Genomic DNA, 16814 nt, shown 5'->3' on the forward strand with positions numbered 1-16814 from the left:
GGACGGCGGGCATGTGCTATGACCCCAAGAGCTCGCAAGGAACTGAATCCCTATGACCTCTAAGAAGACCGGATATCTTCTCGGCGCCGTGGCCGGCGTCGCCGTGGCTGCCGGCGCCCTGGCCGCCACAGACATGCGCCTGCCGACGGCCGAACGGTCGTCGCCGAGCATGCCGCTCATTCGTACCTCGACAGCTCCGGTCTTTGCGCCGCCTCCGGGCGCGCCCCTGTCCTTCGCCGACATCTTCGAACAGGTCTCGCCGGCGGTGGTCTCGGTGAACGTCACCTCGCGCGCCAGCACCAGCGCCCTGCGCCAGATCCCCGGCTTCGAGGGCCTGCCCTTCGGCATCATCCCCCGCGGCCCTGGCGGCCCGGGCCAGGAGGACGGCGAGGAAGAACCGCAGGGTCCGACGCGGATGTCGGCCGGCTCGGGCTTCTTCATCTCGGCCGATGGCTACATCGTCACCAACAACCACGTCGTCGAGAACGCCGAGGAGATCAAGGTCGTCCTGAGGGATGAGCGCGAGCTGGTCGCCGAGATCGTCGGCCGCGACGAGGCCACCGACCTGGCGGTGCTCAAGGTCAAGGGCGCCAACTTCCCCTATGTGAGCTTCGAGAACAACGCCGAGCCGCGGGTGGGCGACTGGGTTATCGCCGTCGGCAATCCCTTCGGCCTGACCGCGACGGCCACATCGGGCATCGTCTCGGCCTTTGGCCGCGACATCGGCGAGACCTTCGTCGACTTCATCCAGATCGACGCGCCGATCAACCAGGGCAATTCCGGCGGCCCGACCTTCGACATCTATGGCCGGGTGATCGGCGTCAACACCGCCATCTTCTCGCCGTCCGGCGGCTCGGTGGGCATCGGCTTCGCTATTCCCGCGGCCACCGCCGACACCATCACCAAGCAACTGATCGCCAGCGGCAGCGTGACCCGTGGCTATATCGGCGCGACCATTCAGAACTACACCCGCGAAATGGCCGAGGCCCAGGGCCTGGGCGACCAGCGCGGGGCCATCGTGTCCGACACCGTGCCTGGCGGCCCGTCGGCCCGCGCCGGGCTTCAGGCCGGCGACGTGGTCATTTCGGTCAACGGCGTGGGGGTGAAGACCTCGTCGGAACTGACCCGCGAAGTGGCCAAGGCCACCGCCGGGGACACCCTGCGGCTGGAAATCATTCGGGGCGGCGACCGCCGCACCATCCAGGTCCGCTCCGGCGTGCGTCCCAATGAGCGCGAGTTGGCGGCCAACGACAACAGCGGCGGCCCCACGGCTCCCCGCGGCCAGACCCCCGCCCAACCGACCTATCCCGAGGTGCTGGGCATGAGCCTGGCGCCCATCGACGAGGCGGCCCGGCGGACCTTCAGCCTTCCCGCCGAGGTTCGCGGTGTGGTCGTCGCAGCCCTGACGCCGAACTCTGACGCGGCCCGCAAGGGCCTGCGCCGGGGCGATGTGATCGTCCGGGCCAACAACCGCGCGGTCACCGCGGCCGGCGATCTCTCGGCCGAGGTCGAGGCCGCCCGCACCGCCGGCCGTCCCAGCGTGCTGATCGGCGTCAACCGCGACGGTCGCACCCTCTTCCTTCCCCTGGATATCGGGCGCTAGTCTCCGATTCGTTCAGAGGGGCGGGCCATGCGGATACTGATCGTCGAGGATGACCTGGAGGCCGCCGCCGTCATGGTGCGCGGCCTGACCGAAAGCGGCCATGACTGCGCCTCGGCGCCCGATGGCGTGGCGGGCCTCGATCAGGCGCGGGCCGGCGAGTTCGACGTGATGATCGTCGATCGCATGATGCCCAGGATGGACGGGGTCACTCTGGTGGAGACCCTCCGGCGGGAGGGGGACCAGACCCCGGTCCTCTTTCTGTCGGCGCTGGGCGAGATCAACGACAGGGTCGACGGTCTGAAGGCCGGCGGCGACGACTATCTGGTCAAGCCCTACGCCTTCGCCGAGCTGAGCGCCCGGGTCGAGGCCCTGGCCCGGCGGCGGGAGACCGGGTCGGTCCAGACCCTGCTGCGCGTCGGCGATCTTGAGATGGACCTGATCGGCCGCACGGTTCATCGGCAGGGCCAGGAGATCGACCTCCAGCCCCGGGAGTTCCAGCTGCTGGAATTCATGATGCGCCATGCCGGCCAGGCCGTGACCCGCACCATGCTGCTGGAAAAGGTCTGGGAGTATCACTTCGACCCGCAGACCAATGTGATCGACGTGCATATCTCCCGCCTGCGGTCGAAGATCGACAAGGGCTTTGACCGGCCCATGCTGCAGACGGTGCGCGGCGCGGGTTACCGGCTCGACGCATAGAGGGCGGTCCACGACATGCGCCTGCCGCGCATCTTCCGCACCACGCCCTTTCGGCTGACCCTGCTGTTCCTGGCCCTGTTCGCGGCCTCCGCCAGCGCGTTCCTGGCCTATATCTATGTGGCGACCGCGGGCGAGGCGACGCGGCGGGTGGATCAGCTGATCACCCGCGAAATGCGCACCCTTCAGAGCGCCTATGGCCGGGCCGGCGCCGACGCGCTCAACCAGGCCCTGATCGAGCGCGCGGCCAGCGAACGGCCCTATCTCTATCTGCTGATGCGCCCCGACGGCACGCGCATCTCCGGCTCCATCGAGGAGTCGCCCCTCGACGAGTTCAATGGCGATCCGGCCTGGACCAGCTTCCGGGTCACCGAGTTCGACGTGCAGGGCCGGGAGATCAACCGCCCGGCCCGCGGCCTGCAGGAGCGCCTGTCAGGCGGCGAGATCCTGTTTGTCGGCGCCGACGTGGCCGAGGACGAGGCCTATGTGGTCAAGATCGTCCGGGCGCTTTGGGGGGCTGGCGCCCTGGTCATCGTCCTGGGCCTAGCCGGCGGCGTGGTGGTCAGCCGCAATGTCAGCCGCTCCATGACCGGCCTGAACACCGTGGTCGACGCCGTGCGCAATGGCGACCTCACCGCCCGGGCGCCGGTGCGCGGGACCCGCGACGAACTGGACGAACTGGCCGTCGGCCTCAACGAGATGCTCGACCGCCTGGAGCGCTCCATGGCCGGCCACAAGCATGCCGGCGACGCCATCGCCCACGACCTGCGCTCGCCGCTGACCCGTCTGCGCGCCAGGCTGGAGGCCTCGTACCTGGACCTGGAAGCCGGCCGCGGCGATCCCGAGGCGGCCTTCGCCCAGGCGATCGAAGACACCGACGGGGTTCTGAAGACCTTCGGCGCGGTGCTGGCCATCGCCCGCCTGCAGGCGGCCGGCACAGCGCCAGACCCGACCCTGTTCGACCCCGCCGACCTGGCCGCCGACATCTGCGAGCTCTACGAGCCGCTGTGCGAGGACAATGGTCTGGACTTCAAGGCCGAGCGGGTGCGCGGCCTCTCCATCCGCGCCAACCGGGAGTTCATGGCCCAGGCCCTGGCCAACCTGATGGACAACGCCATCAAGTACACGCCCCAGGGCGGCGCCATCATGCTGCGGGTCCGCCGCCGGTCGTCCGGCGAGGTTGAGTTCTCGGTCACCGACACCGGACCTGGCGTGCCGGAAGCCGACCGGAGCCGGGTGGTGGAGCGCTTCGTGCGCCTGGAAAACAGCCGCAACCAGCCGGGCGCGGGCCTTGGCCTGTCTCTGGTCGTCGCCGTCGCCGAGGCGCACGGCGGGCGGGTGGAGCTGTCTGAGGGGCCGGGCAAGGTCGGCGAGATCGGGCCCGGCCTTCGCGTCGCCGTGATTGTGCCCCAGGCGGCTTGAAGCCGCCGCGGTTTGCCAGAGGCCCGTCACCCCAGCCACACTGGCCCCATGACCCTGCTCGCTGACTCGCTTCGTCCCTGTGGCCCGGTGGCCGATCCCAAGGCCGCCGAGCGCACCCTTGAGATGCTGATCCAGGCGGCCGACAAGGGCGGTTGGCGCGGGCGTCTGGACGCGGCCTGGCCGGCCTTGGCGCCGGTCTTCGGGGCCTCGCCCTATCTCGCAGGCCTCGCCCGTCGGCGCCCAGGGATGCTGGCCGATCTGCTGGCGGCCGAGCCCGACGCCCGGTTCGCCGACATCCTGGTCCGCACGGCGGCCGCGGGCGTCCTGGAGAGCGTTGAGGCCGGCGCGGAACTGCGGCGGCTGAAGGCCGAGACCCATCTGCTGACGGCCCTGGCCGACCTGGGCGGCGTGTGGGACCTCGACGCCGTCACCGGCGCCCTGACCCGGTTCGCTGACGCCGCCCTGGCTGCGGCGCTGGAAGCGGTCGCCCGGGCCGAGGTGGCCGCCGGCCGGCTGAGCGCCGTCGGGCAGGGCGATGCGGGGCCCGTGCCGGGCTGGTTCTGCCTGGCCATGGGCAAGCAGGGCGCCTTCGAACTCAACTATTCCAGCGATATCGACATCTCGGTCTTCTATGACCCCGACGCCCTGCCGGTCGCTGAAGGCGTAGAGCCGCGGGCCTTCGCCGTCCGCCTGACCCAAGGCCTGGCGTCGCTGATGCAGGATCGCACGGACGAGGGCTACGTCTTCAGGGTCGATCTGCGCCTGCGGCCAGATCCCTCCTCGACGCCGCCGGCCGTGACCCTGGCGGCGGCCTTCGAATATTACGAGACCGTCGGCCAGAACTGGGAGCGGGCGGCCTTCATCCAGGCGCGGCCCTGCGCCGGCGACCTGCCGCGGGCCGAGGCCTTTCTGGAGGAGCTGTCGCCCTTCATCTGGCGCAAGAATCTCGACTTCGCCGCCATCGCCGACATCCATTCGATCAAGCGCCAGATTCACGTCCACAAGGTCGATGACCGGCTGACGGCCAAGGGGGCCGATCTCAAGCTCGGTCGCGGCGGCATTCGCGAGATCGAATTCTACGTCCAGACCCAGCAATTGATCCTAGGGGGCCGCCATCCGGAACTTCGGGGCCGGCGCACCCTGGAGACCCTGGCGGCGCTCACCGCGGCCGGTCATGTGGAGCCCGCGACCGCCGATGAGCTGAACGCGGCCTATGATGTGCTGCGCGCCGTCGAGCATCGCGTCCAGATGATCGCCGACGAACAGACCCACCGCCTTCCCGAGGGCGATGGAGATCGCGCCCGCGTGGCGGCCCTGTTCGGCCACGACAAGGTTCGTGACTTCGACGCCGCCATCACCGAGGTGCTGAAAACGGTGAACCGCCGCTATGGCGAGCTTTTCCCGGACGAGGAGGCGCTCTCTTCGACGTTCGGCAGCCTGATCTTCACCGGGGTCGATGACGACCCGGCCACCCTGAAGACCCTGGCGCGCATGGGGTTCGACAACCCCCTGCAGGTCTCCCAGACCATCCGGGCCTGGCACCACGGGCGGATCCCCGCCACCCGCACCGAGCGGGGTCGCGAGCTGTTCACCCGGCTGGCGCCGCGTCTGCTGGAGGCGGCCCACGCCACCGGCGCGCCCAATGCGGCCTTCAACCGGTTCAGCGACTTCTTCGCCAGCCTGTCGTCGGGCGTGCAGCTCCAGTCCCTGTTCCTGGCCAATCCCAAGCTGTTCGAACTGCTGGTCCAGGTGCTGGCCTTCGCGCCGAAGCTGGCGGCGACGCTCGCTCGCAGGCCTGCAGCCATCGACGCCCTGATCGACGGGGACTTCTTCGCCGAGATCGATCCGGCTGAGGATGAGGCGGTGATGGCCGTCGCCATCTCCCGGGCCGAGGGGTTCGAGGAGGTGATGGACGCGGTGCGCCGGGTGCACCGCGAACAGGCCTTCCGCCTGGGCGTCCAGGTGATGAGCGGGGTGGCCAGCGCCGAGCGGGTGGGCCGGGGCTTCGCCGATCTCGCCTATCTCTGCATCCGCACCCTGGCGCCGGCCGCCCTGGCCGAGGCCGAGCGGATCGGGGGCGCCTTTCCAGGCGAGGTCGCGGTCGTGGCGCTGGGCAAGTGCGGCTCGCGGGAGATGACCGCCTCGTCGGACCTGGACCTGATGACCCTCTACCGGGCCGATGATCCCCGGGCCATGTCCAGCCTGAAGAGCTGGGGCGCCGAGACCTTCTATGGCCGCTTCACCCAGCGGCTGATCGCGGCCCTGTCCCTGCCGACGGCCGAGGGCGGCCTCTACGAGGTCGACATGCAACTGCGGCCCTCGGGCACGCAAGGACCCGTGGCGGTCAGCCAGTCGGCCTTCGAGGCCTACTACGCCAGCGAGGCGGAGACCTGGGAGTTTCTGGCCCTGACCCGCGCCCGTGTCGTCTGGGCCAGCACGCCGGCCTTCGCCGAGACCGCCGAGGGCCTGATCGAGGCCGCCCTGCGGCAGCCGAGGGATCGCGCCAGGCTGGCCAAGGACGTCTGGTCCATGCGGTCCCTGATGGAGGCCGAACGGCCGGCCAAGGACTTCTGGGACATGAAGCTGTCGCGGGGCGGCCTGGTGGATGTGGAGTTCGCCGCCCAGTTCCTGCAACTGGCCCATGCGGCCGACGGCGGGCCCTTGCGCCAGCATACGGCCCGCGCCCTGGAAGCCTTCCGGGAATCTGGCCTGGAAGCCGAAGCGCCCTTGCAGCAGCTGGAGGACGCCTGGCGTCTGCAGCAGAATCTCAGCCAGCTGATCAAGCTCGCCCTGGAAGACGACGCCGATCCCGCCCTTGAGCCGACGGCCTTCCGTCGCCTGCTGGCGCGGGCGGCCGGCGAGGGCGATTTCAAGAAGGTCCGCCCGCGGCTGGAGGCGGCGCGAAAGGCGGCAAGGGCGGCTTTCGAGAAACTGGCGCCGGCATGAGCGACGGAAAGCGGCGCCCGGCGCCGTTAAACTCCTCGAACGACCTGCTGGAGGACGTCGCCCATGTTCTACGCGCCCGATGGACGACCGTGATCGCCGCGCCTGTTTCCGCCTTGATGCGGGCGAGGTGAGGATTGGCCACGGCGCCCGATCCGGACGAGGAGCTGCTGACCCGCGTGGCCCGGGGGGACCCGGCCGCCGTGCGCGCGCTGATGGCGCGCAAGCTCTCAAGGATCAACGGCCTTGCGGTGCGGATGCTGGGCGATGCGACCGAGGCCGAGGATGTGACTCAGGAGGTCTTCGTGCGCGCCTGGCGTCAGGCCGAGCACTGGAAGCCCGGGGTGGCGAAGTTCGACACCTGGCTGCACCGGGTGGCCTTGAACCTCTGCTACGACCGGCTGCGGCGACGGCGGGAAATCCCCACCGAGGCGCCGCCGGAACAGATCGACGAAGGGCCGGCGCCCGATCGCAACCTCGAGGCCGCCGATGTGGGCGACCGGGTGGCTGCGGCCCTGGCGCGTCTCCCCGACCGGCAGAGAGAGGCCATCGTGCTCTGCCACTATCAGGAGTTGGGGAATATCGAGGCCGCCGCCCTGATGGGCGTCAGCGTCGAGGCCCTGGAAAGTCTGCTGTCCCGAGGCCGTCGCGCCCTGCGCGCGGGCCTGTCGGACATGCGTTGAGGCGGCGAGTATGAAGAAGGGACCCATCATGGATCTGGAGCGGTTCGCCGGGCTCGCCGAGGCCTATGGGGGCGACGTCGGCCGTTGGCCCATCGTCGAACGTGAGGCCGCAGCCCTGCTGATGGCCGAGTATCCCGAGGCCACGGCTCCCGTGCTGGCGGCCCAGAGCGATCTGGACTGGGCGTTGGACGCCTGGCGCGCCCCGGCGGCGAGCCCGGCCCTGCAGGCCGCCGTGCTGGCCGCCGCCCCGACCGAACGCCGCGTCGCGCCCTGGCGCGGCTGGATCTGGCGTACGGGGCTGGGCGCTGGACTGATGGCCGCCGGCGCCGCGGGCGTCATGGCTGGCGTGGTGGCCTCGTCCGCCATGGCGCCGGTCTCGGCCGAATTCGATGTGATCACCGCGGCGGTCAGCGCCTCGGACGCCCTGGACGCTGAAGTGGTGGGAGACGTCTGATGTCGCAACGCAATCTGACCATCGCCCTGTTCGTCTCCCTGGCGGTGAACCTGTTCGCCATCGGCGCGGTGGTGGGGGGCCTGGTGATCGGGACCCGCATGGCGGAGGGCCGCGAAAGCGCCATGCGACCCGGACCGCCGCCCTTCTTCCAGGCGGCGGAATCGCTGTCGCCGGAGCGCCAGGACGCTTATCGCCAGACCATCCGCGGCGAGGCCGGCCAGGTGCGTCGAAAGCTGACTGAGGCGGGCCGGGTGCGTCGGGAGGCCTGGAGCAATCTGGGCGACGAACCCTTCGATCCCGCAGCCGTGCGCCGCGATCTGGCCCGGGCCCAGGCCATCGAGGCCGAAGCCCGCAGCGCGGTCGAAGGTCGTGTGGTGGATTTCGCTGGCGAGCTGAGCCTTCAGGAACGCCAGGCCTTCGCCGAGGCCCTGGCCCGCCCGCCGTCCCGCGACGGCCGCCGCAGCCGCGGTCCCCGTGACGAGCGCCGGACTGGCCCGCCCGAAGAGCCGACCCCGGCGCCTTAGGCGGCGGTTCCGGTCCGTCGCGCCGCCGTTTCAACGCTGACCGTCTGGCGCACCGGCAGGGAGAAGCCCACCGTGGTGCCTTCGCCAGGGGCGCTGCGGATGTCCAGCGAGCCGCCGTGCATCTCAACCAACGACTTGGTCAGCGCGAGGCCGAGGCCTGTGCCCTGCTGGGTCTTGGAATGCTGGCTTTCGATCTGTTCGAAGGGCTTGGCCAGCCGCGCCAGATCCTCTGGGGCGATGCCGATGCCGGTGTCCTTGACGCTGATGCGGACCCGCTCGCCGGTGGGGTCGGGGCGGGCGTCGGCGCGGACCGTGATGCGGCCGCCCCGCGGCGTGAACTTGATGGCGTTGGAGAGCAGGTTGAGCAGCACCTGTTTGACGGCCCGGTAGTCGGCTTCGACCTCCGGCAGGTCGCGGGGGAATTCCAGATCCACCGCGAGGCCCGCGCTCTCGGCCCGGTTGCGGACCAGGCGCGCGGCGTCCTCGACCACGTCCTCGAGCGTCAGGGGCTCGAACTTCAGGTTCATCTTGCCGGCCTCGATCTTGGACATGTCGAGGATGTCGTTGATCAGGGCCAGCAGATGCTGGCCCGACGAGAGGATGTCGCCGCAGTATTCCTTGTAGCGCGGGTCGCCCAGGGGCCCGAACATCTCGCCGACCATGATCTCGGAGAAGCCGTTGATGGCGTTGAGCGGGGTCCGAAGCTCGTGACTCATATTGGCCAGGAACTCGCTCTTGGCCTTGTTGGCCCCCTCGGCGCGGACCTTTTCGGCCTCATATTTGCGGGCCAGTTCCGACAGCTGTTCCTGGCTGCGCTCCAGGCTGACGACGACCTTCTGCAGGGCCTCTTCGTTCAGCCGGCGGGCCTCTTCCTGGGTCTTGATGGCGGTGATGTCGGCCGCCGTCATCACCAGGCCGCCCTCGGCCGTGCGACGCTCTGAAATCTGAATCCAGCGGCCGTCGTTCAGCTCGGCTTCGCGCACCCCACGCCGGCCGTCGGCGGCGGGCTGTTCCTGGCGGATCGCCAGCTGGGCGAAGCGGTTGACCTGGTCGCGCGACGCGCCGGGCTTGAGCAGGCGGGCCTCCAGCGAGAAGACGCTGCGATAGTTGCGATTGCACATCAGCAGGCGGCCGTGGCGGTCCCACAGAACGAACGCCTCGGACACGCTCTCGATGGCGTCGCGCAGGCGGTTTTCGGCCGCCTGGGCGCGGGCCTGGGCCATGCGTTCCTCGGTGACGTCCAGGGCGACGCCGATGATCCTGACGAAGCCGCCCTCGTCGGATCGGCCGAAGGCCTGGCCGCGGGCGTCGACCCACAGCGGCCGCTCCCCCGGCGCGCCGGGCACCCGGAACGACACGTCGAACGCGCCATAGAGGGCTGCGGTGGCCAGGGCCTGACGCACCCGCTCGCGATGATCCGGGGAGACGCGCTCCAGCACCTCCTGGCCGCCGACCACGCCGCCGCCGCCCCAGCCCAGCATCCCGCCGGTGACGTCGGAGAGGAACACCTCGTCGGTGACCAGGTCCCATTCCCAGATACCGCAACGGGCGGCCTCGACGGCCATCCGGAAGCGCTGCTCGCTGTCATAGAAGGCCTGCTGGGCGTCCTCGACCTTCCGGCTTTGGACGAACAACAGCAGGCCCAGCATGAAGGCGACGCCCAGGGGGATCAGCACCCAGCCAAGCTGCTCCTGCGCCGACAGCAATTCCATGGGATCGGCGTCTGCGCCGGCGATCGCCAGAAGGGCGCCCCCCAGCGCCGGCTGGCTGGCGATCTGCAGGTTCGAGCCATCCGGCGCCTTGGCCCGCGCCAGACGTCCGGCGCGAAGCGCCCCTGGCGTCATGCCAAAGCCCGACAACAGGCTGTCGGCCTGGGCGACGCCGCCGTCGCCGACCGCGCTCAGCACGAGGCCCTTGTCCGAGACGATCGCAGCTGGCGACTGGCCGGCAAGGTGGTTGGCAAGGCGCGCAGGATCGCCGGCGATCAGAATCCAGCGGCGGCCCAGCGGCGTGGCCGCGGCCGTCGCCCCGATTAGGGTTGGGCGCTCGGCGGCGGCGACCCCAAACCAGACCGCCTGTCGGGCGGCGTCGGCCTGGGCGGCCAGTTCGGGCCAGTCGGCGCCAGAGGCTGATCCCGTGAGGGCGAGCACGCCGGTGGTGTCCACCACCGCAACGGCCGCCCCGGCGCCCGAGGTGACCCGGAGCGCAGTCTCGGCCGCCGCCAGGGGCGCGTCCGGACGGGCTTCGAGGGCGTCGCGGGCCGCCAGCAGGCCGCCCTGCAGCGCGGCGGCCTCGGCGTCCAGTCGCGCAGCAAGCGCCTCGGCGCGGCTGGGCAGCACGACGCCCAGTTGGCTGACGCTGGTGGGTTCGCTCTCAATGCGGGCGACGGCGAAGGCGGTGTAGACGGCCATCAGCAATAGGGTGGTCAGGATCGCCACCCGCGCGAACGCGAACGTCGGCGGCGGCCGGGAGCCTGGGGTCACATCCCCGCCGCGACGCCGGCCCTGTGTCCGAGCCGCGCTCTTGCGTCCGCGTCCGGCCAAGCCCGCCGCTCCTTGCCCTCAAAAAATCGAGTCACCCCGCGAAGCAGAGTCTAGGCGCGCGGACTCATCACGTCACGAGTCATACCGTCGCGCTTGTGGGCGGATCGTCTCTTAACGTCCTGATCGCCGGCCGCGCGCAGAGATCGGCGCCGGCGACCAGGGCGAGGATCAGTCTTCGGCCAGGGCGCGGGAGGCCAGTTCGTAGACGTTCTTGGACAGGCTGGGCTGGGCCACGATCCGCTCCAGTTGCCCGCGCATGAGGGCGCCCAGATCGGGCCTATATCGCCGCCAGCCTCCCAGCGGCTCCAGCAGGCGGGCCGCCGTCATGGGGTTGTACCCATCGACCATCAGGATCTGGTCGGCGAGGAACTGGTAGCCGGCCCCGCTGGGATCGTGGAACCGGGCTGGATTGCCGGCGGCGAAGGTCCCGACCAGGGCCCGCAGGCGGTTGGGGTTCTTGGCGTCGAAGGCGGGATGGGCGGTGAGGCCCAGGACACGGCCCAGCGCGCCCTCGTCCGGCGCGCGGGCCTGCAGGGCGAACCACTTGTCGATGACCAGGGGCTCCCCCTTCCAGCGCTCATAGAAGTCGGCCAGGGCCTTTTCGAACGGCTCGCCGCCGATCTGCATCAGGGCCGAGAGGCCGCCCATGGCGTCGGTCATGTTGCCGGCCGCCTCATAGTGGCCATAGGCGCGCTCGGCGTTCTCGGCATGGGGGTCGGTGGCCAGGATCTCCAGGGCCATGTTGCGCAGGGCGCGACGGCCTGCGCCGGCGGCGTCGGGAGAGAATTCCCCCAGGTCCTGCAGGCCGGTGTGCAGCCGGCCCAGCTCCTCGGCCAGGTGCACGGCCAGCCGGGCGCGCAGGGCGTTGCGAGCCAGATGGATGGCGGCCGGGTCGGCGGGCTGCTGAGCCAGCGCCAGCTCCGTCTCGCTGGGCAGGGACAGCAGCAGGGCCTTGAAGGCCGGGTCAGCGGCCTGGTCCGACAGGGCGCGGCCGACCGCCTCGGCATAGCGTTCCTCGCCCACCTCGTCGGGGGTCCCGGCGCTGCGGGCCAGCATCAGGTCGCGGGCCAGGTCCTGGCCGGCTTCCCAGCGGTTGAACAGGTCCGGATCGGCGGCCAGCTGGACATAGCGGTCCTTGGGCGCAGCGTCCGTGGTCAGCACCACGGGCGCCGAGAAGCCACGCAGGGCGGAGAGCACGGGTTCGCGGTCAACGCCGGTCAGGGTGACGCTGGTCTTGGCGGCGTTCAGCACGACGACGGTCTCGTCGGTGGCCTGGCCATCGCGTTCGAAGGCCAGCGTGCGGCCTTCGCCATCGAGCAGGCCCAGCCGCACCGGAATGGGCAGGGGCTTCTTGCTGGCCTGGCCAGGCGTCGGCGGCGTGGTCTGGCTCAGGTCGAGCCTGAGGGTCTGGGCGTCGGCGTCATAGGTGCGACGAACGTCCAGGCGGGGCGTGCCGGCCTGTTCGTACCAGGCGAAGAAGTCGGTCAGATCCTGGCCAGACGCCTCGGCGAAGCATTCGATGAAGGCCTCGACCGTGGTGGCGTGGCCATCCCAGCGGTCGAAATAGAGATCCATGCCCTTTCGGAAGGCCTCGGCCCCGATCAGGGTCTTGAGCATGCCGATGACCTCGGAGCCCTTCTCGTAGATGGTCGCAGTGTAGAAGTTGTCGATCTTCAGATAGCTCGACGGCCGCACCGGATGGGCCAGCGGCCCCTGATCCTCGGAAAACTGCCGGGCGCGCAGGGCCCTCACGTCCTTGATCCGCTGGACGGCGGCGCCGCGCATGTCGGCCGAGAAGCTCTGGTCGCGGAAGACGGTCAGGCCTTCCTTCAGGCACAGCTGGAACCAGTCGCGGCAGGTGATGCGGTCGCCGGTCCAGTTGTGGAAATATTCGTGGGCGACGACGCTCTCGATCCGCTCATAGTCGAAGTCGGTGGCCGTCGCCTGGTCGGCCAGCAGGAGCGAGGAGTTGAAGATGTTCAGCCCCTTGTTCTCCATGGCGCCGAAGTTGAAGTCCCGCACGGCGACGATCATGAAGAGGTCGAGGTCGTATTCGCGGCCGAACGCCTCTTCGTCCCACTTCATCGAGCGCTTCAGGGCGTCCATGGCGTAGACCGCGCGGTCGGCCATGCCCGGATCGACATAGATGCGCAGGTCCACCTTGCGGCCGCTCATGGTGACGAGGCTGTCCTCCAGCACGTCGAGCTCGCCGGCCACCAGGGCGAACAGATAGCAGGGCTTGGGGAAGGGGTCGTTCCACACGGCGTAGTGACGGCCATCCGGCGTCTGGCCCGACTCCATCAGGTTGCCGTTGGACAACAGGCGCTGGAAGGCCTTGTCGGCGGTCATCCGCACGGTGAATTTCGACAACACGTCGGGGCGGTCGGGATACCAGGTGATCTTGCGGAAGCCCTCGGCCTCGCACTGGGTGCAGAACCGGCCGCCGGACATGTAGAGGCCGTCCAGCGAGGTGTTGGCGGCCGGATCGATCTCGACCTCGGTCTCCAGCACGAAGACATCGGGGACGTCGGCGACGGTCAGATATTCGGCGTCGATGACCCGGTCGGCCTCGGCCAGGACGCGGCCGTCGATGGCCACCGAGATCGGGGTCAGCCGCTCGCCGTTCAGGACCAGGGGATCGGCGTGGTCGCCATTGCGGCGCAGGCTGAGCCTGGCCTTCACCCGGGTGGCGCTGGGCTGCAGGTCGAAGTCCAGATGGATCTCGTCCACCAGGAAGGCCGGCGGGCGATAGTCGGACAGGCGGATCGGCTGGGGCGTTTCGGTGCGCATCCCAACGATGTAAACCTGCAGGGCGGCCCTCGCCAGAGGCGGCGAGGCGCCAGGGCCTCAGGCGGCGTCTTCTGCGGCTTCCGGCGGCGCCTCGGCGGCGGCGGGAATCTGCTGCAGGAACCGGTCCACCTTGCGGGCCTCCTCGGCCAGGCGGCGGATTTCCGGCGGGGCGTCCTCCGGCGCCTCGTCCACCAGGGCCGCCAGGTGCCGCGAGATCGACAGCAGTCGGCGGGTCGAGGCGATCAGCCGGGCCTGGAACTCGATCTTCAGGGGATCGCGGTCGTACTCCGCGCCAGGCACCCGCCAGCCGCCCCAGTCATTGGCGTCGGTGACCACCACCGGATAGGTGCCGGGATAGGGGTGATGGGCGCAATCGTCAGGCTGCTGCCACTTGTTGCGGGCCCGCAGGAGCCGCCAGCTGGGCTCATCGTCGTTGATCAGATCCTGGCTCGATTGCTCGGGGCGAAGCTCATGGGCGTGGAAATCGCGGCCCAGGCCCACGTCATAGGTCACGCGCACGGGCTCATCGAAGCCGCGGGCCCAGACCGGCACGATCTTTTCGATCACCGCCCAGGCGCCGACGCTTTCGACCCAGACCTTTTGATTACGTTGGAAGACAGCCTTGGCCATACGCACCACCACACAGAATTTCGTCCATAAGACCCTGAAATCCTTGACGCGAGGTCAATCTTTCCACGCCGGCTGCGATGCGTATGGTGGGGGTTCAGGGAAACGCAGACGCCGCAAACCGGCGGGATAGACGGGCATGAATTTCGATTTTTCCGACGACCAGAAGTTTCTGAAGGGCGAGGCGCGCAAGTTCCTCGACGCCCAGTGCCCCACCAGCCGGGTGCGAAAGGTCCTCGACGAGGACGGCCGGGCCTATGACGAGGATCTGTGGAAGGCCGTGGTCGGTCAGGGCTGGCTCGGCGCGGCCATTCCCGAGGAGTACAACGGCCTGGGCCTCGGTCGGCTGGAGCTGTGCGTGATCGCCGAGGAGTTGGGCCGCGCGGTGGCCCCGATCCCGTTCGCCTCCACCGTCTACTTCCTGGCCGAGGCGATCATGCTGGCGGGTTCGGACGAGCAGAAGGCTGATCTGCTGCCGCGCATCGCCGCCGGCGAAGTCATCGGCGCCATGGCGGTGTCCGAGGGCCCCGGCGTCACCACCGCTTCGACCCTGCAGTCCACCGTAGAGGGCGGCAAGCTCAATGGCGTCAAGCTGCCGGTCACCGATGGCGACATCGCCACTGTCGCCCTGGTGCTGGCCAAGGAGAATGGCCGGCCTAGCCTGTTCATCGCCGACCTCACTGATGGTTCGGTGACGCGGGACTCGCTCAAGACCCTGGACCCGACCCGGGATGCGGCGCGCCTGACCTTCAAGGACGCGCCCGTCAAACGCCTCGGCGAGGCTGGCCAGGGCCTGGAACTGCTGGAGCAGATCAATGACCGCGCCGCGGTCCTGCTGGCCTTCGAACAGTGCGGCGGCGCCGACCGCTGCCTGGAGATGGCCAAGGGCTACGCCCTGGAACGCTACGCCTTCGGCCGGGTGATCGGCTCCTACCAGGCCATCAAGCACAAGCTGGCCGACATCTATGTGAAGAACGAGCTGGCCCGCTCCAACGCCTATTACGGCGCCTGGGCGCTCAACACCGGGGCGGCCGAACTGCCCGTGGCCGCCAGCGCCGCGCGGATCGCTGGCTCCGAGGCCTATTGGTTCGCATCCAAGGAAAACATCCAGACCCATGGGGGCATCGGCTTCACCTGGGAGATGGACTGCCATCTGCACTACCGGCGTTCGCGCCAGCTTTCCCTCGTGGCCGGGGCGCCGCGGGTCTGGAAGGAACGGCTGGTCAGCCAGCTCGAACGCCGCAACGCCGCCGCCTGATAGGGATCAAGATCATGGACTTCAAAGACACCCCCGAAGAGGCCGCCTACCGCCAGCAGGTGCGCGAGTGGCTGAACGCCAACGCCCCCAAGAAGCGTGAGGGCGAGCCTGATCCGCTGGGCGAATCCAACGACGGCCTGGCCGCCTCCAAGGCCTGGCAGGCTAAGAAGGCCGCCGCGGGCTACGCCTGCATCACCTGGCCCAAGGAGTGGGGCGGGCAGGGCGGCAACCCGATCCAGCAGGTGATCTTCGGCCAGGAAGAATCCGCCTTCCCGACGCCGGGCAATCCGTTCCAGATCGGCCTGGGCATGTGCGTGCCCACCGTCATGACCTTCGCCGACGAAGAGACCAAGAAGCGCTTCGTCGGTCCCGCCATGCGCGGCGAGGAGATCTGGTGCCAGCTGTTCTCCGAGCCATCGGGCGGCTCTGACGTGGCTGGCGCCCGCACCCGGGCCGAGCGCGCCCCGGACGGGTCTGGCGACTGGATCATCAACGGCCAGAAGGTGTGGACCACCGGGGCCCAGTTCTCGGACTTCGGCATCGTCATCTGCCGCACCAATCCGGACGCGCCCAAGCACAAGGGCATGACCATGTTCTGGATCGACATGAAGGATCCGGGCGTCGAGGTGCGGCCGATCCACCAGATGTCGGGCGGCTCGGGCTTCAACGAGGTCTTCTTCACCGACCTGCGGGTCAAGGACAGCCAGCGTCTGGGCGCGGTGGACGACGGCTGGCGGGTCTCCCTGGTCACCCTGATGAACGAACGCCTGGCCGTGGGCGGGTCGTCCGGCGCCGGCTGGAGCGCCTTCATGGAGGCGGCCCGCGAGACGCCGGGCCTCGACGGCGGCGCGGCCATCAAGGACCAGGCCCTGCGGGAAAAGCTGGCCGACTGGTACGTCCAGGCCGAAGGCCTCAAGCACACCCGCAACCGCACCATGACGGCGTTGTCCAAGGGCGAAACCCCTGGCCCGGAAAGCTCCATCGGCAAGATCATCTCGGCCGTGCAGATGCAGGAGCTGGCCAATTCGGCCGTGGAGATGCTCGATCAGTACGGGATCATCAATGACCCGGCCCTGGCGCCGCTGCGCGGGGCCTTCCACGCCTCGCTGATGTCGGCCCCGGGCATGCGGATCGCTGGCGGCACCGACGAGATCCTGCGCAACATCATCGCCGAGCGCGTGCTCGGCCTGCCCGGCGACATCCGGGTGGACAAGGACGTGGCGTTCAAGGACCTGCCGACCGGGCGTTAGACCTAGAGCGCGTTCCGATAA

Annotated in this window: 12 protein-coding genes; 9 read left to right on the forward strand and 3 right to left on the reverse strand. The window is 69.6% G+C overall.

The features are described from left to right. Positions 1-52 precede the first annotated feature (52 nt). From Q8L83_RS01835 to Q8L83_RS01865, 7 genes are all read left to right on the forward strand, one after another. Positions 53-1603, forward strand: a complete 1551-nt coding sequence (locus Q8L83_RS01835) for a Do family serine endopeptidase (protein ID WP_305284438.1) — start codon at positions 53-55, stop codon at positions 1601-1603. Between the two features lie 27 nt (positions 1604-1630). Then, positions 1631-2302 (forward strand): response regulator transcription factor, encoded by a 672-nt coding sequence (locus Q8L83_RS01840; protein WP_305284439.1) that lies wholly within the window; start codon positions 1631-1633, stop codon positions 2300-2302. A 15-nt stretch (positions 2303-2317) separates the two neighbouring features. Beyond that, the gene (locus Q8L83_RS01845) at positions 2318-3721 is read left to right on the forward strand and encodes a HAMP domain-containing sensor histidine kinase (protein WP_305284440.1); all 1404 of its coding nucleotides are present in this window, start codon (positions 2318-2320) and stop codon (positions 3719-3721) included. 48 nt (positions 3722-3769) lie between these two features. Further along, a complete protein-coding gene (locus tag Q8L83_RS01850; protein WP_305284441.1) occupies positions 3770-6667 on the forward strand; it encodes a bifunctional [glutamine synthetase] adenylyltransferase/[glutamine synthetase]-adenylyl-L-tyrosine phosphorylase in 2898 nt (965 codons plus the stop codon). A gap of 134 nt (positions 6668-6801) precedes the next feature. Beyond that, positions 6802-7347: an RNA polymerase sigma factor gene (locus tag Q8L83_RS01855; RefSeq protein WP_305284442.1), complete on the forward strand. Its 546-nt coding sequence runs from the start codon at positions 6802-6804 to the stop codon at positions 7345-7347. Positions 7348-7357: 10 nt separating this feature from the next. Continuing rightward, entirely contained in the window at positions 7358-7801 is a 444-nt protein-coding gene (locus Q8L83_RS01860; protein ID WP_305284443.1) for a hypothetical protein, read from the forward strand. Beyond that, positions 7801-8325 carry a periplasmic heavy metal sensor gene (locus Q8L83_RS01865; protein WP_305284444.1) on the forward strand — a complete coding sequence of 175 codons (525 nt, stop codon included), beginning with the start codon at positions 7801-7803 and terminating at the stop codon, positions 8323-8325. Before Q8L83_RS01860 ends, Q8L83_RS01865 begins: the two co-directional genes overlap by 1 nt. On the opposite strand, the gene Q8L83_RS01870 is transcribed toward Q8L83_RS01865, so the two are convergent. The 3 genes from Q8L83_RS01870 to Q8L83_RS01880 form a co-directional block, all read right to left on the reverse strand. Next, entirely contained in the window at positions 8322-10868 is a 2547-nt protein-coding gene (locus tag Q8L83_RS01870) for an ATP-binding protein (protein ID WP_305284445.1), read from the reverse strand. The two genes, Q8L83_RS01865 and Q8L83_RS01870, sit on opposite strands and share 4 nt — an antisense overlap. Before the next feature lie 168 nt (positions 10869-11036). Then, positions 11037-13658 carry an aminopeptidase N gene (pepN, locus tag Q8L83_RS01875; protein ID WP_305284446.1) on the reverse strand — a complete coding sequence of 874 codons (2622 nt, stop codon included), beginning with the start codon at positions 13656-13658 and terminating at the stop codon, positions 11037-11039. Between the two features lie 57 nt (positions 13659-13715). Then, on the reverse strand, positions 13716-14288 hold the full coding sequence (locus Q8L83_RS01880) for a hypothetical protein (protein WP_305284447.1): 573 nt from the start codon (positions 14286-14288) through the stop codon (positions 13716-13718). A 136-nt stretch (positions 14289-14424) separates the two neighbouring features. On the opposite strand from Q8L83_RS01880, the gene Q8L83_RS01885 reads away from it, so the two are divergent. Further along, positions 14425-15543, forward strand: a complete 1119-nt coding sequence (locus tag Q8L83_RS01885) for an acyl-CoA dehydrogenase family protein (protein ID WP_305284448.1) — start codon at positions 14425-14427, stop codon at positions 15541-15543. Between the two features lie 14 nt (positions 15544-15557). Next, a complete protein-coding gene (locus Q8L83_RS01890) occupies positions 15558-16793 on the forward strand; it encodes an acyl-CoA dehydrogenase family protein (RefSeq protein ID WP_305284449.1) in 1236 nt (411 codons plus the stop codon). Positions 16794-16814 lie beyond the last annotated feature (21 nt).

This window comes from Phenylobacterium sp., assembly GCF_030680185.1.
GTDB lineage: Bacteria > Pseudomonadota > Alphaproteobacteria > Caulobacterales > Caulobacteraceae > Phenylobacterium.

Bases quoted from the DNA above. Each gene is read 5' to 3' on its own strand.
- Q8L83_RS01835 (WP_305284438.1), top strand. From the start codon at position 53: ATGACCTCTAAGAAGACCGGATATCTTCTCGGCGCCGTGGCCGGCGTC.
- Q8L83_RS01840 (WP_305284439.1), top strand. From the start codon at position 1,631: ATGCGGATACTGATCGTCGAGGATGACCTGGAGGCCGCCGCCGTCATG.
- Q8L83_RS01845 (WP_305284440.1), top strand. From the start codon at position 2,318: ATGCGCCTGCCGCGCATCTTCCGCACCACGCCCTTTCGGCTGACCCTG.
- Q8L83_RS01850 (WP_305284441.1), top strand. From the start codon at position 3,770: ATGACCCTGCTCGCTGACTCGCTTCGTCCCTGTGGCCCGGTGGCCGAT.
- Q8L83_RS01860 (WP_305284443.1), top strand. From the start codon at position 7,358: ATGAAGAAGGGACCCATCATGGATCTGGAGCGGTTCGCCGGGCTCGCC.
- Q8L83_RS01865 (WP_305284444.1), top strand. From the start codon at position 7,801: ATGTCGCAACGCAATCTGACCATCGCCCTGTTCGTCTCCCTGGCGGTG.
- pepN (WP_305284446.1), bottom strand. From the start codon at position 13,658: ATGCGCACCGAAACGCCCCAGCCGATCCGCCTGTCCGACTATCGCCCG.
- Q8L83_RS01880 (WP_305284447.1), bottom strand. From the start codon at position 14,288: ATGGCCAAGGCTGTCTTCCAACGTAATCAAAAGGTCTGGGTCGAAAGC.
- Q8L83_RS01885 (WP_305284448.1), top strand. From the start codon at position 14,425: ATGAATTTCGATTTTTCCGACGACCAGAAGTTTCTGAAGGGCGAGGCG.
- Q8L83_RS01890 (WP_305284449.1), top strand. From the start codon at position 15,558: ATGGACTTCAAAGACACCCCCGAAGAGGCCGCCTACCGCCAGCAGGTG.